This window comes from Uliginosibacterium sediminicola (assembly GCF_039631295.1).
GTDB lineage: Bacteria > Pseudomonadota > Gammaproteobacteria > Burkholderiales > Rhodocyclaceae > Viridibacterium > Viridibacterium sediminicola.
The window spans coordinates 156,192-176,717 of sequence record NZ_JBDIVE010000006.1 but is presented as its reverse complement, the minus strand read 5'-3'; the positions used below and the strand labels follow the sequence as shown (position 1 = coordinate 176,717).

The following is a 20,526-nucleotide window of genomic DNA, read 5'->3' as shown; positions in this document are numbered from 1 at the left end:
ACCAACAGGAGACAACCATGTTGAGAATCAAACCAAGCCGCATCGGTCTGGCGCTTGCGGCATGTTTCGCCATGCCCGCCAGCCAGGCCTTCCAGTTCGATACCGGGGATTCAGATTTCAAGATTCGCTGGGACAACACGCTCAAATTCAGCACCATCTACCGCACACGCAATCCCGACAACGGTCAGCTGGCGGAACAAACAGCCAGCCCGTCGGGCGACGGCAATCGCAACTTCAAGAAAGGCATCGCCTCACGTCGCCTCGACCTGAGCAGCGAGCTGGATGTCACGCGCAACGATGTCGGCGGTCGCCTGAGTGTTGCCGGCTGGTATGACGATGTCTATCAAGGCAGCAACGACAACAGTACGACCATCACACACAATCGCACCGTCGGCGCCAGCGACTTCAGCCCCGGCACCACCAAGGCAGTGGGCGGCGACAGCCGTCTGATGGACGCCTTCATTTTCTTCAAGGGCGACGTGGCCGACATGCCCGGTCGTATCACGCTTGGTCGTCATGCCGTGGTGTACGGCGAGACGCTGATGTCCGGCAGCAACGGCATTGCCAATGCGCAAGGTGCGGTGGATGTCGTCAAGGCCGCCACGGTGCCGGGTGCGCAGGTCAAGGAATTCATTCTGCCGACCGAACAAGTGTCCGGCACTCTGCAACTGAACAACAAGCTCTCGGTCGGCAGCTACTACCAGCTGAAGTGGCACAAATCGCCCTTCTTTCCTGCCGGCAGTTTCCTCTCACCCAACGACTTCATGGGCGACGGCGCACAAGCGCTGCTGAGCACGCCCGCAGGTGGGCTGTTCCCGCGCGACGCTGACCAGGGCGCACGCGACAGCGGTCAGTGGGGCATGCAGATGCGCTACAAGCCGGACAGCGTCGACGTGGAACTGGGCCTCTATGCGGCCAACTATCACGACAAAACGCCGTCGGCGGCTTATCTGGACCCGGTGCGCGGCAGCTATCGCCTGGTGTATCAGCAGGACATCCGCACCTATGGCGCGTCCGCCAGCACCGTGCTGTGGGGTGACAACGTTTCGCTGGAAACATCGATACGCGACAACCAGCCTCTGACCGGTGGCCTGGCCATCGTACAGACCATCCCGGCCGGCTGGAGCACTTACGACAACGACAAGAATCCGGCCTACGCCGTCGGGCGTACGGCACATGCCAGCCTGGTGGACATTCACCTCTTTCAGCCCAATGCCTTGCTGCGCGACGGTGGCTCCCTGGCCACCCAGCTGGACTGGCATACGGTCATGAGCGTCAAGAAGAACGCTGCGGCCATCGACAGCACCACGGACAAGAGCGCTGCACGACTGACCGTGGCCTTCACGGCAGATTACTTCCAGGTCTTTGACGGACTGGACCTGTCCTTCCCCATCGTCTGGTCACGCGACTTCAATCGCTCGCGGGTGTATGTCGGATGGGTAGAGAACGGCGGCTCCATCGACACCGGCGTCAACTTCACCTACCGCAATGTGTGGAAGGGCGGCCTCAACTACCACCGCTGGATCGGCGCACACGGCACCAGCATCGGCGGTGGCAGTTTCAGCCAGACCATGTGGGACCGCAACTACGTGACCTTCAATGTGTCGCGCAGCTTCTGAGAATAACGAGGACAAGATCATGAAATTTCAGGAATCTATTGCCATCGCCTTGCTGGGCACCCTGATCGGCATGCCTGCCTATGGCGCTGTCAGTGCGGACGAGGCGGCAAAACTCAAGACCACGCTGACGCCGATGGGTGCTGAGCGCGCAGCGAACAAGGACGGATCCATCCCCGCGTGGACGGGTGGCTACACCAAAGTGCCGGCCGGCTATAAATCGGGCACGCCGCGCCCCGATTTCTATGCGGACGACAAGCTGCTCTACAGCGTCGATGCAAAGAATATGGACAAGTACGTCGACAAGCTCAGCGACGGCGTCAAAGGCCTGCTCAAGAAGTATCCGGACTTCAAGCTCAACGTTTATCCGACGCATCGCAGCGCTGCCGCACCGCAGTGGGTCTACGACAACACCTTCCAGAACGCCACACGCGCCAAGCTGACGGATGAGGGCTTTGGCGTCAGCGGTGCCTATGGCGGCATTCCCTTCCCGATTCCGCAAAACGGTAACGAAGTGATGTGGAACCACATCCTCGCCTGGAAGGGTGAATCCGCCAGTCATCCATCGCGCTGCTGGATGGTTACGGCTGACGGCAATATTTCCCTGGTCAGCGAGGGGGAACAGAACTCCCTGTTCCCCTATTACGATCGCAAGGGCAGCCTGGAAAGCTTCAAGGGCTTCTACCAGTACGGCCGCTATGTGCAGAGTGCTCCCGCCTCCAAGGCGGGCGAAGCGATCCTGGTGCACGAGACCACCGATGCCGCACATGCTCGCGGCATCTGGCAGTACCTCGTCGGCCAGCGTCGCGTGCGCCGCGCACCTTCCGTTTCGTACGACACGCCGGACTCGGTGACTTCGGGGATGGGCTTTTTCGACGAGGCCTTCATGCAATTCGGCCCCTTTGATCGTCACCAGTACAAGCTGATCGGCAAGAAGGAGCTGCTGATTCCCTACAACAACAACCGCGCGGCCTCCGCCAAGCCTGAGGATCTGATCGGCAAGAACTTCCTCAATCCGCAGGAGGTGCGCTGGGAACTCCATCGGGTCTGGGAGGTGGAAGCCACCCTCGCACCGGGCAAACGTCATGTCGTGGCCAAGCGCAAGTACTACTTCGATGAAGACAGCTGGCAGATCATCCTGCTCGATGGCTGGGATGCACAAGGTCAGCTGTGGCGCATGAGTTACACCCTGACCGTGCAGGCCCCCGAGGTTCCCGCCATTTACGGCAACGTCTACTGGGGTACGTACAACCTGCTGGGCGGAGGCTACTACCTCAACGCAGCAGCCAACGGCCTCAACCGCCAGGCCAGCCCTAACCCGCAGCTGACCGAGAAGTTCTTCTCGCCTGAAGAACTCGCCAACCTCGGCGCCCGTTGAACCCTGCCACGCAGTCTTGACGGAAATATCGAAGAGATTTTCTTCGGGCTTTCCGTCAAGCACAGGACACAAGATGAAAACGATTATTCATGCCAGCATGCTAGCCGGCAGCCTGGCGCTCGCCGCTACGGCGCACGCTTCGATGGCACAAACAGCGACACAAACAGCGACACAGACGACTGCGGCGCCCGCTGCACTTAACGCGCCTGCCTTGCAATCGAAACGCGCAGCCTTCGCTGCGATGCTCGCCCTGACGCGCGCCGGCTCGCGCATTGTTGCCGTCGGTGAACGCGGTATCGTGCTCTATTCCGACGACGATGGACAAAGCTGGACCCAGGCCAGCACACCCATCAGTGTCAGTCTGACCGCGCTGCGTTTCATCGATGACAAACGTGGCTGGGCCGTCGGCCACATGGGCGTGGTACTCAGCACTGAAGATGGCGGTCTAAGCTGGAAAAAGCAGCTCGATGGCATTCAGGCCGCACAACTGGCCTATACCCAGGCACAGGCCAGTGGCGACGAGAAGGCGCAGCGCCAGGCAGGCTTCCTGCTGCAGGACGGACCTGACAAGCCGTTTTTCGACATCTGGCTCGACAAGTCCGGCAATGGCTTTGTCATCGGTGCCTACAACCTGATCTTCCGCACCCGTGACGGCGGCAAAACCTGGGAGGACTGGGGCGGCCATGTCGACAACCCCAAGAATCTGCATCTGCACGCCATCGTGGCCAGCGCCGATGCGCTCTACATCGTGGGCGAACAAGGTCTGATCCTGCGCTCGAACGATGGCGGGCAGCGCTTTGTCCGGCAGTCCTCTCCCTACGCCGGCAGCTGGTTCGGTGCGCTCGCCAGCTCACGTGGCCTGCTGCTGTACGGCTTGCGCGGCAAAGCCTATCTGCTCCCCACGGGCGGCGAGCAATGGCAGGAGATCAATACCGGCAGCACGGCCGCCATCTCGAACCTCACCGAGCTGAGCAACGGGCGTCTGTTGCTGGCCACTCAAAGCGGTCAGCTGCTGCGCGAAGACGCCAGCGGCCACTTCACCGCGCTTGAACTGCGCTCAAGCAGCCCGCTGACCGCCGTTATCGAAACCCGCTCGCGGCGGATCATCGCCGCCAGCCTGCGCGGCTTCAGCCTCGGCGCAAAACCAAACTAAAACAAAACGGAGAGACGCGTGCATACCCCAAACCCCAACGATATCCAGCCAGTGATCCAGCGGCTGGAAGACTTCGACGCGCAGTCAGGCAATCTCGCTGAGCGCCTGCTGTTCAATCACCGCATCTGGATTGTTCTGCTGTGCCTGATCGGCACCGTATTGCTGGCCTGGCAATCGAGTGGCGTGCGTCTGAATGCCAGCTTCGAAAAACTGATTCCGACGCAACACCCGTATATCCAGAATTATCTGGAGAACCGCCGCGAACTCGCTGGCCTGGGCAATTCGGTGCGCATTGCCGTCGAGACCAGCGAAGGCGATATTTTCAATCGCGACTACCTGAACACCCTGCAACAGATGAATGACGAAATCTATCTGCTGCCGGGCGTCGACCGTCCTTTCATGAAGTCGCTGTGGACCACCGCCACGCGCTGGGCGGCCGTCACCGAAGAAGGGCTGGAAGGCGGCACCGTGATCCCCGACGATTACGACGGCTCGGCACGCAGCCTGGACATGGTCCGCTTGAACGTCGAACGCTCCGGCGAGATTGGCCAGCTGGTGGCCAGCAACCTCAAATCAAGCGTCATCTTTGTACCCCTGCTTGATCGCAATCCGCAAACCGGCGCAGCGCTCGACTACAAGGCCTTTTCGGCCCAGCTGGAGAGCATTCGCGCCAAATACCAACAAGGTCCGATCAAGGTGCACATCACCGGCTTTGCCAAGGTGATCGGCGATCTGATGGATGGCCTGAGCCAGATGCTGGGCTTCTTCGCCGCAGCGATCCTGATTGCCAGCGCAATGCTCTACTGGTACACGCGCTGCGGCCGCTCGACCATGCTGGTCGTTGCCTGTTCGCTGGTGGCCGTGGTGTGGCAGTTCGGTCTGATCCGCCTGCTCGGTTTCGAACTGGACCCCTATTCGATTCTGGTGCCCTTCCTGGTATTTGCCATCGGCATGAGCCATGGCGCGCAGAAGATGAACGGCATCATGCAGGACATCGGTCGCGGCACGCATCGCGTCATCGCTGCACGCTATACCTTCCGCCGGCTGTTCCTGGCCGGCGTCACCGCACTGCTGTGTGATGCGGTGGGCTTCGGCGTGCTGATGATCATCCAGATCCGTGCCATCCAGGATCTTGCGCTGATCGCGTCGATTGGCGTGGCGGTACTGATTTTCACCAACCTGATCCTGCTGCCTATCCTGCTCTCCTATGTGGGCGTCAGCCCCAAGGCAGCCGAACGCAGTCTGCGCGCCGAACAACTGGACCAGAGCGGGCAGGCCAAGCACTGGCTGTGGGCCTTGCTGGACCGCTTTACCGCACGTCGCTGGGCGAGCTTCGCCCTGCTGGGTGGCTTTGTACTGGCCGCCGCAGGCTATGCCCTGAGTCTCAAGCTGCAGATTGGCGATCTTGACCCGGGCGCGCCCGAGCTGCGTGCCGACTCGCGCTACAACCGTGACAACGCCTTCATGGTCGCCAACTACGCGGCCAGCTCGGACATCCTGGTGGTCATGGTCAAGACCCCGGAAGACCGCTGCACGCGCTACGAGACTTTGTCCCTGGTCGACAACATGGCCTGGCAGCTGGAGCAGCTGCCGGGGGTCGAAGCCACCAACTCGATGGCCAAGCTCTCACGCATCGCCACCGTCGGCTACAACGAGGGCAATCTCAAGTGGTTCGAGCTGGTGCCCAATAACGATGTATTGGGTGGTGTGCAAACACGTGCGCCGCGCGAGCTCTTCAACCAGACCTGCAGCCTGCTCTCGCTCTACGTCTACCTGCAGGACCACAAGGCCGAAACACTCAATCGTGTGGTGAGCAAGGTCGAAGAGATCATCGCCGCCCAGCCGCCGGGTGAGGCGCGCTTCCTGCTCGCCGCCGGCAGTGCAGGCATCGAGGCGGCCACCAACATCGTCGTCAAGCAGGCCACCCATGACATGATGTTATGGGTCTACGGCGCGGTGGTCCTGCTCTGCTGGATCACCTTCCGCTCCTGGCGCGCCGTGGTCTGCGCAGTGCTGCCCCTGGTGCTCACCTCGATCCTTTGCGAAGCGCTGATGGTTGCCTTCGGCATGGGCGTCAAGGTCGCCACCCTGCCGGTCATCGCCCTGGGCGTCGGCATCGGCGTCGATTACGCGCTCTATGTGCTGTCCATCATGCTCAGTCGCATGCGTGCCGGCGCCTCGCTCTCAGAGGCCTATTACCAAGCCCTGCTGTTCACCGGCAAGGTGGTCATGCTGACCGGTTTCACGCTGGCCGTCGGGGTGGCGACCTGGGCCTTCTCGCCGATCAAGTTCCAGGCGGACATGGGCATCCTGCTGGCCTTCATGTTCCTCTGGAACATGCTCGGCGCCCTCGTCCTGCTGCCGGCCTTGGCGCACTTCCTGTTGCGCCCTAACACGGCGGCACAAACATCTCCCGCAGTGCTCAGCAGCGACAAAACCTCGCTTGAAGCGTCTTGATGCAGATGACATCGAGCATCCACTTATTCTCAGACAAGGATCAGCCCATGATCGACTCACAATTGGCTTCAGCCCTTGAACACGCGCGTGCCAGCGGCATGCCGGACCTTTGCGAGCTGCCTCCCGAAGCGGCGCGTGGACTGTATCGCGTGCTCACCGCAGACGAGCTGCCGGCGCTTGACCTGCCCTACGAAACACGCCAGTTCGACGGCCCGGCATCTCGCCTTGGCTTGCGCATCTACCGCGCAGCGGCCGATGCGCCCGGCGTCATCCTCTACTTCCACGGCGGCGGTTTCGTGCTCGGTGATCTGGACTGTTATCACACACTCTGCAGCCATCTCTGCGCGCGCAGCGGCTGCCATGTCGTGATCGCCAGCTATCGCCTGGCGCCCGAATCGCCTTTCCCGGCCGCAGTCGACGACAGCTATGCCGCCCTCGAATGGCTGGCCGCCCACTGCGTGAGCGAATTCGCACGACCGCTGCCGATTGCCGTTGCCGGTGACAGCGCAGGCGGCAATCTGGCCGCCGTGGTGAGCCTGCTCGCCCGTGAGCGCAAAGGTCCGGCGATTGCGCTTCAAGCGCTCTGCTACCCGGTCACCGCAGCGCGCCCGGGGATGTTCCCTTCGCACGACAAGTTCAATGGCATCGTGCTCAGCGCAGCCACCATGCAGAGCTTCCATCAGCACTATTTCGGCAGCGCTGATGCGACATCAGACTTCCGCGGCGCGCCCTTGCTGGCGAGCGATCTAAGCGGACTCCCGCCTGCGCTGGTGCAGGTCGCCGGCTACGACCCCTTGCATGACGAAGGCGTTGCCTATGCCCAGGCGATGTTCGCGGCGAAGGTCAAGGTCAGCCTCGTCGACTATCCCGGCCTGATTCACGGCTATCTGAACATGGCCGGCAAATCTCCCACCGCCAATGCCGCATTGACTGATCTGGCACTGGCTTTACGCGCTGCGCTCGCCGCGCAGGCAACTCCTCAACACTTCAACCCCACAAGGACCTGAAACATGTCGAACTACGAAAACCGTTGGCAAGCCGTCAAAGTCGAACTCGATGAAGGCATCGCCTGGGTGACGCTCAACCGTCCCGAAAAACGCAACGCGATGAACCCCACGCTCAATCGCGAAATGATCGACGTGCTCGAAACACTCGAACTTGATGACTCGGTCGAGGTGCTGGTGCTTACCGGTGCGGGCGAATCCTGGTCCGCCGGGATGGACCTCAAGGAATATTTCCGCGAGACCGACGGCCGTTCCGATATCTACCAGGAACGCATGCGCCGCGACTGCTCGCAATGGCAGTGGCGCCTGCTGCGCTTCTACAACAAGGCCACCATCGCCATGGTCAACGGCTGGTGTTTCGGTGGCGCTTTCTCACCGCTGGTCGCCTGCGACCTGGCCATCGCCGCCGATGAAGCGATCTTCGGACTCTCGGAAATCAACTGGGGCATCCCGCCCGGCAATCTGGTCAGCAAGGCTGTCGCCGACACCATGGGCCATCGCCAGGCGCTCTATTACGTGATGACCGGCGACACCTGGAACGGCAAGCAAGCGGCCGAGATGGGCCTGGTCAACAAGAGCGTACCGCTGGCCGAATTGCGCGACGCTACGCGTGAGCTGGCGCTCAAGCTGCTGCAAAAGAATCCGGCCGTACTGCGCTACGCCAAACATGGCTTCAAGCGCTGCCGCGAGCTGACCTGGGAGCAGAACGAAGACTACCTGTACGCCAAGGTCGATCAGTCAAATGGCCGCGATCCGGAAAAAGGCCGTTCCAAGGGCCTCAAGCAATTCCTCGACGACAAGACCATCAAGCCGGGTCTGCAGACCTACAAGCGCTGAGCAGCCTGCAGCGAAGCGCTGCCGAGCGAAGTGCCCAAGGCAGCTCGCTCGGCAGCCATACGTATCGAAAGGAATCCCATGAGTCTTTCCAATCCGAATCCAGCCATTGCGCGCCTGCTGCGTCCTCGCTCGGTCGCCATCGTTGGTGCTTCACCGACGGCGGGTGCGCTGGGTAACAGCGTGCTGCAAAACCTGTTACGCGCCGGCTATGCCGGAGACATTCACCTGATCAATCCCAAGCGTTCGGAGATCAATGGCCTGCCCTGCCTGGCCAGCATCGAACAGCTTCCGCAAGACGTCGATTGCGCCGTGCTCGCCATTCCGCAAGCGGCGGTGCTCGACGCCGTGCGTGCCTGCGCGCAACGTGGCGTCGGCGGCGTGGTGATCTTCTCCGCCGGCTTTGCCGAAGGCGGTGAGGCCGGCCGCGCCGAGCAGGCAGAAATCGCTCGCATTGCCCGCGCACACGGCATGGTCGTTGAAGGCCCCAACTGCCTGGGCTTCATCAACTACCTCGACAAGGTTCCGCTGAGTTTCGTGATGACCGACGTGCAGCAAGCCGCCAGCGGCCCGACCGTCGCGGTGATCTCGCAAAGCGGTGCGATGGCGGCGGTGCTCGGTGTCAGCCTCGCCGCGCATGCGCTGCGCATGTCCTATTCCGTCTCGACCGGCAACGAGGCCGCCAGCGGCGTAGAAGACTATCTTGGCTTTGTGCTCGAAGACCCCGAAGTGCGGGTGGTCAGCATGATCGTCGAGCAGTTCAGGCAGCCCAAGCGCTTCCTGCAACTGGCGCAGCGCGCGCATCAGCTGGGCAAGTCCATCGTGCTGCTGCACCCCGGCCGCAGCAGCGCAGCGCGCGAATCGGCAGCTACCCACACCGGCGCCATGGCCGGTGATTATGCGGTGATGCGCGCCCTGGTGAGCCACGCTGGCGTGAGCCTGGTCGATTCGCTCGAAGAGCTGATCGATGTCACCGACATTGCCAGCCGTTGCGCGAGTCTGCCGCGTGGCGGCTGCGGCGTGCTGACCGAGTCGGGTGCGTTCAAGGCCTTGACCCTGGATCTCTGCGAAGCGATTGGTCTGCCACTACCGGCCTGCGCCGAGCACACCCATCAGGCCCTGCGCGCTGCGCTGCCGGCCTTCATTCCGGTCAGCAATCCGATGGACCTGACCGCCCAGGCCCTGGTCGATCCCGAGCTCTACCGCCACAGTCTGGCCGCCCTGCTCGCTGACGAAGCCTTCGGCAGCGTGATGCTGGGCATCATCCTCACCGATCAGGCCACTTGCGATCTCAAGCTCCCCTCGGTCATCGCCGCCATTCGCCAGTTGCAGCCGCAAAAGCCGGTGATCTTTGCCGGGCTCGATGAAGGTGCGGCGATGCCGCAAGCCTATCTCGACGAACTGCGCGCCCTGGGCGTCCCCTGCTTCCCGACGGCTGAACGCGCCTTCCGCGCACTCGCCAAGCTGTCGCAGCGCAGCGAGCCGACATTCAGTGCCGCCAGCCAGGGCTTGCGGCCGAAAGCGCTGCAGGAGGCCAGCGGCGTGATCGCTGAATACCGCGCCAAGGCTGTCCTGGCCGAGCTGGGCATCAAGCTGCCCAGAGGGCGCTTCGTGCGCAGTCTGGACGAAGCCCAGGCTGCGGCGCTGGCGATCGGTTTTCCGGTGGTGCTCAAGGCGCAGTCTGCCGACCTCTCGCACAAGAGCGACGCGGGCGGCGTGATCCTCAATCTGGCCGATCCGGCGCAGCTCGCGCGCGGCTGGCAGCGTCTGCACGACAACATCGCCAATGCTCGTCCGGGCCTTGTGCTCGATGGCGTCTTGCTCGAAGCGATGGGCGCCCGCGGCACCGAGCTGATCGTCGGCGCACGGAACGATCCGGACTGGGGCCCGGTGGTCCTGCTTGGCATGGGCGGCGTGATGGCCGAGCTGCTGCATGATGTACGCATCCTGCCGGCCGATCTGCCGGTAGCGCGCATCCTGGAGGAACTGCTGCAGCTCAAATGCGCGCCGCTGCTGTGCGGTTTCCGCGGTGAGGCACCCGCCGATCTGCAGGCCACGGCAGAGATCGTCGCGAAGATTGCGCAGCTGGTACGCAGCGATTCACGCATCCGCGAAATCGATGTCAATCCGGTAGTGGTCTATGCCAAGGACCAGGGCGCCATCGCGCTCGATGCGCTGATCTACATGGACTGAAGCGGGCTCAGCGCAAAGCCACAAGAGCGCGTCAATCGCTCTTGTGGCCCGCTGTGTCAGTTAGCCGTGGCGCCGCTGGTGTGCCTGCAGCACTTCGAGGAAGGCGGTGCCGTAGGCGGCCAGCTTGCGGTCACCAACGCCTGAGAGTTCGTACATCGCTTCCAGGCTCTGCGGACGCTTCTCCAGCATCTGTTTGAGCGTCGCATCGCCAAAGATGACATAGGCCGGCACGTTCTGCTCTTCGGCCAGCTCGCGCCGGCATTGGCGCAGCGCCGCCCACAGCGTGCGTGCCTCGTCGGACTCGAACTCCATCTGGCGGCGCACACTCGACGCACCGCCGGGCGCCGATTCGCGCACCTTGCGCGCCATGAAGGCCGCTTCGCCGCGCAGGATCGCCCGGCAGCTCTCCTGCAGCACCAGACCGCCGTGTTCATTGACGCCGACCAGACCTTGCGCTGCCATCTGCCGCAGCAACGAGCTCCACTGCGCGTCGGACAAGCTCTTGCCGATGCCGAAGGTGGACAGGCTCTGATGGCCGCGCTCCGTCACCTTGGCGGTGGCGCGCCCTTGCAGGATGTCGACCAGGTGGCCGGCGCCATAGCGCTGACCGCTGCGGTAGATCGTCGACAACGCTTGTTGTGCAGGCACTGTTGCATCAAAGGTCTCTGGCGGCGTCAGGCACATATCGCAGTTGCCACACGGCGTCGAACTCTCACCGAAGTATCGCAGCAGCACTTCGCGGCGACACGCTGTGGCTTCGCAGTAGCCGAGTAGCGCATCGAGCTTTTGCCGTTCGACACGTTTGACTTCGTCGGGCGCTTGCGACTGTTCGATCATCTCGCGCAGCAAGACCAGATCCTGCAAGCCGTAAGCCATCCAGGCGTTCGAGGCCAGGCCGTCACGGCCGGCGCGGCCGGTTTCCTGATAGTAGGCCTCCAGGCTTTTCGGCAGATCGAGGTGGGCGACGAAGCGCACATCGGGCTTGTCGATGCCCATGCCGAAGGCCACCGTCGCCACCATCACCACACCATCGCCGCGCACGAATTCGGTCTGGTGCGCCTCGCGCGTCGCCGCGTCGAAACCGGCGTGATACGCCAGCGCGCGGATGCCTTCGCTCTTGAGCCAGGTCGCGGTCTCTTCGACCTTCTTGCGCGACAGGCAATAGACGATGCCCGAATCGCCCTCGTGATTGCTACGGATAAAGCGCAGCAGCTGCTTGCGTGGATTGTCCTTCTCGACCACCGTGTAACGGATGTTCGGCCGGTCAAAGCTGGAGACGAACAGCCGCGCCGATTGCAGTGCCAGACGCTCGACGATCTCCTGCCGCGTCGCGGCGTCCGCCGTCGCGGTCAGCGCGATGCGCGGCACCTCGGGAAAGCGCTCGTGCAGGATCGAGAGCTGGATGTATTCGGGGCGGAAGTCATGGCCCCATTGCGAGACGCAGTGCGCCTCGTCAATCGCAAACAAGGCGATGCGGGCGCGGCCCAGCAGGTTCTGGAAGCGCGGCGTCATCAGGCGCTCGGGCGCCACGTAGAGCATGTCCAGCTCGCCGGCGAGCAGCTGCTGTTCGATGGCGGCGGCTTCCTCGGCGCTGCGCGTCGAGTTCAGATAAGTGGCGCGCACGCCGAGCAGTTCCAGCGCCTGCACCTGATCCTGCATCAGCGCGATCAGCGGCGAGACGACGATGCCGCAGCCTTCGCGCAGCAGGGAGGGAATCTGGTAACACAGCGACTTGCCGCCGCCGGTCGGCATCAGCACCAGCGCGTCACCGCCGTGCTGCAGATGCTCGACAATGGCCGCCTGTTCGCCGCGGAAAGCGCCAAAACCAAAGGTGTGGCGCAGGACGTGCAGCGCCGGATCGGGAGACTCGGGGGAATTCATCACCGCGCATTTTGCCAGTAATTGCGCTGAAGGCTGAGCAGATTCGTTGCGTGTGCGCGATGCGCCCGCGTCGCAAAGCGATGTGCCGCCCCTCTCCCGGCCTCCGGCCACCCTCCCCCGAGGGGGAGGGAACAGCTAGCGCCGCGCCGTGTTTCATGCCGTGACGCCGTTTGCCTTCCCCCCACGTGAGAGGGGGGCCGCATGCACGAGTCCTCATGAGCAAAAACAACGTTTGCCTTCCCCTCCCCCACGGGGAGGGTGGCCCGACAGGGCCGGGAGGGGGGCAAAACTCAAACCATGGCGACGGCCCCAGCGCGCCAGGCGCGCCTCACATAAGCAAACAATCAGCAAGGAGCCCGCGTCATCGCAAGATGGTAAAATGCCCGGCTTTGCCTTTATTGCGCTTGCCGCACCGCCATCACATGCCTCTTTCCACCGCGCTCAAGCGTCTGGCCGCCCTGCTCTGCAGCGCAGCGCTGATCGCCTGGTTCGTCTTCGGTGGCCAGCGCGAAGCGCAGTTCGCGGCACTGGCCACACGTCTGGCGCGCCTCGATACCTGGCAGATTACCGGCTTTGTCGCCGCCTTCGGTTGCACTTACCTGCTGCGTGCCGGGCGCGTCTTCGATGAATTCCGCGGCGTCGCCGGCGTGCGCTTTGGCGCCATCCTGCGGCTGACGCTGATCCACAACGCAATGATCAATGTCTTGCCCTTCCGCAGTGGCGAGGCGACCTTTCCGCTGTTGCTCACGCGCTGGTTCGGCGTGCCGACCACGCGCGCCGTCGCCGCCTTGCTGTGGCTGCGCCTGCAGGACGCCTTCGTGGTGCTGGCGCTGGCCGCTGCCGTGTGGCCCGGCCTGCCGCTGTGGCTGCGCCTCGCCTGGGTGGCGGCGGTCGCGCTGGCGGCCTGGCTGATTCCCAGCTGGGCGCGCAATCACCCTGAACTGCTGCCCGAACACGGCCGCTTTGCGCGCATCGGTATCCGCCTGCGTGCGGCGCTGGCAGAATCCACGCGTGGCTCGGGCCGCGCCTGGCTATGGACGCTCGCCAACTGGTCGCTCAAGCTGCTGGCGCAGGCCTGGATGCTGGCCGTGCTGCTTGGCGAGAGCGTGCACAATGGCCTGGCGGGCGCGCTGGGCGTGGAACTGGCCTCGATTCTGCCGATCCAGGGCGTGGCCGGCTTCGGCACTTACGAAGCGGGCGGCGCGGCTTTGCTGCGCGCACACGGCATAATGCTGGCCGATGGCCTGCAGGCCGCGCTGGTGCTTCACCTTTTCGTCATCGCCTGCGCGCTGTGCGCGGGCGCCCTGGCTGCCGTGTTGTTGCCCGGCGCCGTTTCCCAAGATCAACCACAAAGTTCACAACCATGACGCTTGCGCTCGAAACCCTGCCCCCCCATCGCCTGTCGGTCGTCGTGCCGATGTACAACGAAGAGGAAAGCGTCGGCCCGATGGTGGCGCGCGTGCACGAAGGCCTCGCCAACTATCCCTGGCCCTGGGAGCTGGTGATCGTCGATGACGGCAGCTCGGACAACACCGTCGCCACCCTGCGCGCCGCCGCCAAGCAATACGGCCCGCACGTGCGCGTCGTCGAGCTGATGCGCAACTTCAAGCAGACCGCCGCCATGCAGGCCGGTATCGACACCGCGCGTGGCGATGTGATCGTCACCCTCGACGGCGATCTGCAGAACGATCCGGTCGACATCCCGCGCATGGTCGCCCGCCTCTTGCGTGAAGATCTCGATCTCGTCGCCGGCTGGCGCAAGAACCGTCAGGACGGGCTGTGGCTGCGCAAGATTCCCTCACGCATCGCCAATCGCCTGATCGCGCGCATCACCGGCGTCAAGCTCAATGACTACGGCTGCAGCCTCAAGGCCTTCCGTGGCAATGTGATCAAGAACGTGCGCCTGTATGGCGAAATGCACCGCTTCATCCCCGCCTGGCTGGCCACGGTGACCTCGCCGCGCCGCATCTCGGAAGAAGTGGTCGAACACCATGCGCGCCAGTTCGGCGAATCGAAGTACGGCATCTCGCGCACCTTCCGCGTGATCCTCGACCTGATCTCGGTGTACTTCTTCATGCGCTTCCGCGCCCGCCCCGGCCACTTCTTCGGCAGCATCGGCCTGGCGCTGATGGGGATCGGCTCGCTGATCCTCGCTTACCTCGCCGTGATCAAGTTCTGTCTGGGTGAATCAATCGGCACGCGGCCGATGCTGATGGCCGGCTTCTTCACCGTGGTGATGGGCGTGCAGTTCGTGCTCACCGGCGTGCTCTCTGAAATGCTGGCACGCATCTACTTCGAATCAGGCGCTGCACGTCAGTACGAAGTGCGCAATCCGCTTGAGCTGAGCAATGCAGAGGGCTGGCAGCAACAAGCATGAACCTCAAGCTCACTGATCGCCGCCTGCAGTGGCTGCTATTCCTCGTCCCGCTCTGTGCCTTTGTCTGGAACCTCGGCCACCTGCCCTTGTTCGATGTAGATGAAGGTGCCTTCTCGGAAGCCACGCGCGAGATGTTCGAGCGCAAGGACTTCCTGTCCACCTGGCTCAATGGCGCGCCGCGCTTCGACAAGCCCATCCTCATCTACTGGTGTCAGGCGCTGTTCGTTCAGCTGTTCGGCGTCAATGAATGGGCCTTCCGCCTGCCCTCGGCGATTGCCGCCGCAACCTGGGCCTGGGCCACGGCGCTGTTCGTCTGGCCGCGTGGCGGGCGCAATGCCGCGATCTTCGCCGCCTGCATCGTCAGCACCGCGCTGGGCGTGGTGTTCATTGGCCGCGCAGCGACGGCCGATTCCCTGCTCAATGTGCTGATCGCCCTGGCGTTGTTCGACAGCTGGCGCCATCTCGAGAGCGGCAAGCTGGCGCCGCTGCTGCGCAGCTATCTGTGGATCGGTCTGGGCGTGCTGACCAAGGGGCCGGTGGCCATCCTTGTGCCGCTGGCCACCACCTTCATCTACTGCGCCAGCGATCGCCGCCTGGGCGACTGGTTGCGCAGCATCAGCAACTGGCGTGGCTGGCTGATCCTGCTCGCCGTCACCGTGCCCTGGTACGCGGCAGCCTATGCCATTCACGGTCAGGCCTTCATCGATGGTTTCCTGCTCAAGCACAATGTGCAGCGCTTCTCCGGCTCGCTCGAAGGGCATTCGGGCAGCATCTTCTACTACGTGGCCATCGTGCCCCTGCTGGTCCTGCCCTGGCTGTCCTGGCTGATCCATGCGCTGTTCGGCCTCAAGGCCGACATGGCCGATCCGCTGCGCCGCTTCCTGTGGAGCTGGGCGCTGTTCGTGATCGCCTTCTTCTCGCTCTCCGGCACCAAGCTGCCGCATTACGCGCTCTACGGTTGCACGCCGCTGTTCGCGATCATCGCCCTCAATTTCGAGCGCATCGAGGGCGGACAAAAGATCATCCGCCTGCTCGCCGCGCCCGGCGTGATCATGCTCTGCCTGATCATGACCATGCCCAGCCTGCTGCGCGACGCACTGGCCCACGGCTGGATCAAGGACGCCTACTACGTGATGCAGATCGAGCGCATCAAGAGCGTCAACCTGGGCGTCTATCACCACATCACGGTGCTGGCCTTCCTCGCCGGTCTGGCGGTCAGCGCGCTGCCGCGCATCACGCTGTGGAAGCGCAGCGCCATCCTCGGCGTGATCTGCATGCTGAGTGTCTCGGCCGGCGCAGCGCCCCTGCTCGGCGAACTCCTGCAAGGCCCGGTCAAACGCGCGGCGCTGGTCGCGCGCCAGGAAACCGCGCCGGTCGTGCTGTGGAATTTCCACGCGCCGAGCTTCAGTGTCTATCGTCAGGCGGTAACGCCGACCGTGCAGGCCGTTCCCGGCCAGATCGCACTGACCCGTGCCGACCGCCTGCCGGCCGATGTGCCGGTCGATGTGCTGTTCAGTGAAGGCGGTGTCCGCCTGGTGCGCCTCAAATGATGCAGAAAGTGCTGGGCGCGCCGCGTACGCCCTCGTTCCGCCCGCGCCTCTTGCTGGCCTGGCTGCTGGCGCTAACTTTTTACCGCATCTGGCTGGTGCCGCATCTGGGCATCACCCTCTATGTCGATGAAGCGCAGTACTGGACCTGGGCGCAGCAACTGGACTGGGGCTATTACTCCAAGCCGCCGGTGATCGCCTGGCTGATCGCTGCCAGCACGGCGCTGTTCGGTGATGGCGTGGTCGCTGTCAAGCTCGCCGGCATGCTGCTCTACCCGGCCTGCGCCTGGCTCAGCTTCGTGCTCGGCAAGGAACTCTACGACGAACGCATCGCCCTGCGTTGCGCGCTGACCGTCTCGCTGCTGCCCTTTGTCTCGGCCCTCGGCCTGTTCGTGTCGACTGATGCCCCGCTGCTGTTCTTCTGGCTGCTAGGCATGATCGCGCTGCGCCGCGCCCTGGTCTATGACCGCTGGAGCGACTGGCTGCTGCTCGCCGCAGCCCTGGGTCTGGGCGTGCTGTCCAAATACACCATGCTGGCCTTTGCCGCCTGCGCCGCGCTGTACCTGCTGCTCGACGCCGGCCGCCGCCGGCAGCTGGGCAATCCGCGCCTATGGGTGGCGATTGGCGCGGCCGCGCTGATCGTGATGCCCAACATCATCTGGAACTGGCAGCACGACTTCCCGACCCTGCACCACACGGCCGACATCACCCACGTCGAAGGCGGCAACAGCAAGCACGGCAATGCTGGCGAATTCCTGCTCGCCCAAGCGGCTTCACTCGGCCCGCTGCTGGCGCTCGCCTATCTAGCCGGCCTGGCGCTGATCTGGCGCAAGCGGCGTGACACCCGCCTGCAGCTCCTGCACTGCTTCAGCCTGCCGCTGTTCGGCATCGTGCTGCTGCAAGCACTGCGCTCGGAAGCCAATGGCAACTGGGCCGCACCGGCGCTGATTCCGGCGGCGATGCTGGGCGTAGCCTGGCTCAGCCGCCTGCGCGCCCGCTGGTGGCTGGCCGCCATCGGCCTCAATGCGGTACTGATGCTGGCGGTTTATCACGTCGGCGATGTCTATCGCCTGCGCGGCCTCGCCATGCCGGCGAAGTTCGACATCCTCAAGCGCGCACGCGGCTGGGACAGCCTGGCCCGCCAACTGCGCCCGCTGCTGGTGCAATACCCGGACGCCATCATCCTCGCCAATAACCGCACCCTGATCGCCCACATGAGTTACGAGCTGCGCGACCTGAACCTGCGCTTTGCCGCCTGGAAACCGCAGGAGCGCGCACAGGATCACTACCAGCTCAGCATCCCGCTCGACAACGAAGACATGGGCCGCAGCGCCGTGCTCCTCACGCAAACCGATGCGGCCTCGATTGCCGAACACTTTGCGACGCAGGAAAAAATCGCCCGCATTAGCGTGCAAGGCCCGACCGTGCGGCGCGAGCTGGACGTGCTGCTGCTGCAGGGATTCCGCGGTTATCGCTGAGTTGCGCGCTGATATTCAGACGCAAAGCTCGCTAAGGACACGCAAAGCTTCGCAGAGGAAAACGATGTTTGCATCCCTTTGCGACCCTCCGTCTTTCTCAGCGGCCTTCGCGTCCAGATATCCATCGCTTGAAATTTGAATACGCCGTAACTGCACTGCATTAAGCTGGGGAGTGCTTTGAATTGTGTTGCAGAACGCTCAGGTTGTTTCCCTGATGAAACCGCAAGACATCCAGAAAGACGGCTGGATCAGCATCGCCGGTGCCTTCCTGCAGGAGAGCGGCGTGATCCGCCTCCACGAGCCGGCCAGCGCTGACCGTCAGCGCCTGATCCACCAGCTGCTCGACGGCATCTACCCGCGCCCCTTCATCATCGACGACGGCAAAACGCGGCGCCTGCAGTTCAGCCTGAAGCTGGTGCAAAGCGAAATGGAACTCGCCGCGCCCGACGCGCTGGCGCTCGCCTACACGCGGCGCATGATGGGCTTCCTGCTGTTCAACGCAGCGCCCAAGCAACTGATCGTCGTCGGCCTCGGCGGCGGCTCGCTCACCAAGTACTGCTACCGCAATCTGGCGCGCACGCGCATCACCGCGCTGGAACTCTCGGCCGGCGTCATCGCCTGCCGCGACTGGTTCCTCATCCCGCCCGACGACGAACGCCTCGCCATCATCCAGGCCGACGCCGCGCAATACTTTGCGCAGCCCTCAGGCAGCGACAGCACACGCGCCGACGTGATCCTGCTCGACGCCTACGACGAAGACGGCCTCGCACCCCAGCTCTGCAGCCGCCGCTTTTACGAGGATGTGCGCAGCCGCCTCAAACCCGCCGGCCTTCTCGTCGCCAATATCTCCGGCTACGGCCCGCTGGCCGAAACGCACATCGACTTGATGCGCGAAGTGTTCAATGAGCGCGTCGTCGTCATCGACGTCAGCAGTGAAGGCAACCGCATCGCCTACGCCTTCAACAACCCCGCACATCCCCCGCCCTGGAAAAACCTCGCACGCGAAGCGCGTGCGCTGGACGACAAGCTGGATCTCGATCTGGCGACACTGCTGCGCGAGATGGAGCGCAGTGCGGGGCGGCAGAGGCGGAAGGCCGAGCGTTAGATCGGGTACGCAAGGCTTGGGGCATAATGGTAAAAATCACGTCAGGCATCGAGATCGGCCATGCAAATGCCCCTCAGCTATTCAATTCGTCAGGCCGAGTCTCATGAGTTCGATCAGTTTCTGGTCTACGTGAATGATCTTCTTTCAGACAATGGCAGAGACGGCTTGGGGTACTTTCAGCCGCTGTCACGAAGCGAATCCCGTTTTCCGTCTGAACGCGCAGCAGGTTTCCGCACCGGGCTCGAAGTCCCGTTCAGCCAAGCAGGCTGGCGGCGTCTGTGGGTGTTGCGGAATGCCAATGAGAAAATCATCGGGCATATCGACTTAAGGGCTCACGCCGAACGTTTTGCCGAGCATCGTTGCTTGCTGGGCATGGGCGTAGATCGAGATCACCGAAATCTTGGTCTGGGCACACGTCTGATTGAACATGGTGAAGAGTGGGTCAAAGCAAACGCCTCACTCGAATGGATTGATCTGCAGGTTCTGTCGAGCAACGAGAAGGCCATTCGTCTTTACGAGAAATGCGGCTTCGTGAGAACAGGCGAGACTCCCGAAATGTTCAGAATTGATGGACAGAGCTTTTCCTACACGGCGATGACGAAACTTGTTGGCTAGGGCTAGGTGCTCAGGCATTACGCCACATTGGTCTCAGAAAAAACTTCTGAGAATTTTATCTTCCGAGGATGCCTGCGATGAAACTTAAAGAACCCAGCCTCAACGTGCCATTCCAGAAGAAGGACAGCTGGGGACTTGTACTAGGGGCAGTGAGCATTCTGGCTGTGGGCGCGGCAGCAATATTCGATATAGCTCTTGCAATCACCCTGGCGGCTTCATGCATAGTGGGAATGCCTGCGATTTACGTGCTGTTCTTTCCACCACACTTTGCTGCGAGCCACTTGGAGAGGACGATAATCGGTCGTACGGGCGTCATTGCATTGCTGTTGGCGTATTTCGGCGCGTCAAAGATACTTTTTGTCCCATTCTTGTCGCGCATGATTTGGCATATCTTGCACTGAACTTTAAGCACGTAGCACCGGTGCTGGCGAATGCCGGAGTCCGGGGCCTGACCCATATCTCTACGGTCCCGGACTCCGCTGCGCCGCATCCAGGCTACGTCCATACTGATCCAAAGCACGAAGTTCGAACGTCGCACACCTCCACCCGTTCGTGCCGAGTGCCGGGCCCTGCGACGGGCCTTGGATGAATCGAACGGTATCTGGCCCGGTGTATCGAGGCATGGCACAGCCCTCGATACACGTCCGCGCACAGCGCGATTCATCCTGAGCTGGTCGAAGGCGCCGACTCGGGCCGAATGCTTCGTGGGGCGCCAAGCTTGAATGCGCCCTCTCCCGGCGCTGCGCGCCACCCTCTCCCGCAGGCGGGAGAGGGGAATAATCCGCCCTGCTCCTGTCCCCCGCAACTCTGCTGTAAAGATCTTTGACTTTGCCTTCCTTCGCGGCCCTTTGCGTTCCCTTTGCGCCTTTGCGGTGAAGGCCTTTAACC

The 20,526-nt window shown here is 63.0% G+C and carries 15 protein-coding genes; 14 read left to right on the top strand and 1 reads right to left on the bottom strand.

Translation table 11 applies throughout. From position 1 onward, the window contains the following. Window positions 1-17: 17 nt before the first annotated feature. From ABDB84_RS12595 to ABDB84_RS12565, 7 genes are all read left to right on the top strand, one after another. Window positions 18-1,619, top strand: a complete 1,602-nt coding sequence (locus tag ABDB84_RS12595; protein WP_345920092.1) for a DUF1302 domain-containing protein — start codon at window positions 18-20, stop codon at window positions 1,617-1,619. Between the two features lie 19 nt (window positions 1,620-1,638). Next, complete coding sequence (locus ABDB84_RS12590; protein ID WP_345920091.1) at window positions 1,639-2,994, top strand: DUF1329 domain-containing protein; 1,356 nt, start codon at window positions 1,639-1,641, stop codon at window positions 2,992-2,994. Window positions 2,995-3,067: 73 nt separating this feature from the next. Next, window positions 3,068-4,147 (top strand): WD40/YVTN/BNR-like repeat-containing protein, encoded by a 1,080-nt coding sequence (locus ABDB84_RS12585; protein ID WP_345920090.1) that lies wholly within the window; start codon window positions 3,068-3,070, stop codon window positions 4,145-4,147. A gap of 18 nt (window positions 4,148-4,165) precedes the next feature. Beyond that, window positions 4,166-6,604 (top strand): efflux RND transporter permease subunit, encoded by a 2,439-nt coding sequence (locus ABDB84_RS12580; RefSeq protein WP_345920089.1) that lies wholly within the window; start codon window positions 4,166-4,168, stop codon window positions 6,602-6,604. A gap of 47 nt (window positions 6,605-6,651) precedes the next feature. Continuing rightward, window positions 6,652-7,611, top strand: coding sequence for an alpha/beta hydrolase (locus ABDB84_RS12575; RefSeq protein ID WP_345920088.1), 960 nt, complete (start codon window positions 6,652-6,654; stop codon window positions 7,609-7,611). A gap of 3 nt (window positions 7,612-7,614) precedes the next feature. After that, the gene (locus tag ABDB84_RS12570) at window positions 7,615-8,445 is read left to right on the top strand and encodes a p-hydroxycinnamoyl CoA hydratase/lyase (protein WP_345920087.1); all 831 of its coding nucleotides are present in this window, start codon (window positions 7,615-7,617) and stop codon (window positions 8,443-8,445) included. Window positions 8,446-8,523: 78 nt separating this feature from the next. Continuing rightward, entirely contained in the window at window positions 8,524-10,635 is a 2,112-nt protein-coding gene (locus ABDB84_RS12565) for an acetate--CoA ligase family protein (protein ID WP_345920086.1), read from the top strand. 60 nt (window positions 10,636-10,695) lie between these two features. Here ABDB84_RS12565 and recQ read toward each other — a convergent pair whose 3' ends face one another. Continuing rightward, window positions 10,696-12,516, bottom strand: a complete 1,821-nt coding sequence (gene recQ, locus ABDB84_RS12560; protein WP_345920085.1) for a DNA helicase RecQ — start codon at window positions 12,514-12,516, stop codon at window positions 10,696-10,698. A gap of 422 nt (window positions 12,517-12,938) precedes the next feature. Here recQ and ABDB84_RS12555 point away from each other — a divergent pair, with 422 nt between their 5' ends. The 7 genes from ABDB84_RS12555 to ABDB84_RS12525 all read left to right on the top strand — a co-directional run bounded on the left by ABDB84_RS12555 (window position 12,939) and on the right by ABDB84_RS12525 (window position 20,039). Beyond that, window positions 12,939-13,883: a lysylphosphatidylglycerol synthase domain-containing protein gene (locus ABDB84_RS12555; protein WP_345920084.1), complete on the top strand. Its 945-nt coding sequence runs from the start codon at window positions 12,939-12,941 to the stop codon at window positions 13,881-13,883. Then, window positions 13,880-14,893, top strand: a complete 1,014-nt coding sequence (locus tag ABDB84_RS12550) for a glycosyltransferase family 2 protein (RefSeq protein WP_345920083.1) — start codon at window positions 13,880-13,882, stop codon at window positions 14,891-14,893. Before ABDB84_RS12555 ends, ABDB84_RS12550 begins: the two co-directional genes overlap by 4 nt. Next, on the top strand, window positions 14,890-16,443 hold the full coding sequence (locus ABDB84_RS12545) for an ArnT family glycosyltransferase (protein ID WP_345920082.1): 1,554 nt from the start codon (window positions 14,890-14,892) through the stop codon (window positions 16,441-16,443). The genes ABDB84_RS12550 and ABDB84_RS12545 overlap by 4 nt, the downstream gene beginning before the upstream one ends. Further along, window positions 16,440-17,918 carry an ArnT family glycosyltransferase gene (locus ABDB84_RS12540; RefSeq protein WP_345920081.1) on the top strand — a complete coding sequence of 493 codons (1,479 nt, stop codon included), beginning with the start codon at window positions 16,440-16,442 and terminating at the stop codon, window positions 17,916-17,918. Before ABDB84_RS12545 ends, ABDB84_RS12540 begins: the two co-directional genes overlap by 4 nt. A 214-nt stretch (window positions 17,919-18,132) precedes the next feature. After that, on the top strand, window positions 18,133-19,023 hold the full coding sequence (locus tag ABDB84_RS12535; protein ID WP_345920080.1) for a spermine/spermidine synthase domain-containing protein: 891 nt from the start codon (window positions 18,133-18,135) through the stop codon (window positions 19,021-19,023). A 60-nt stretch (window positions 19,024-19,083) separates the two neighbouring features. Beyond that, entirely contained in the window at window positions 19,084-19,638 is a 555-nt protein-coding gene (locus ABDB84_RS12530) for a GNAT family N-acetyltransferase (protein ID WP_345920079.1), read from the top strand. Window positions 19,639-19,715: 77 nt separating this feature from the next. Then, window positions 19,716-20,039 (top strand): hypothetical protein, encoded by a 324-nt coding sequence (locus ABDB84_RS12525; RefSeq protein ID WP_345920078.1) that lies wholly within the window; start codon window positions 19,716-19,718, stop codon window positions 20,037-20,039. Window positions 20,040-20,526: the final 487 nt, after the last annotated feature.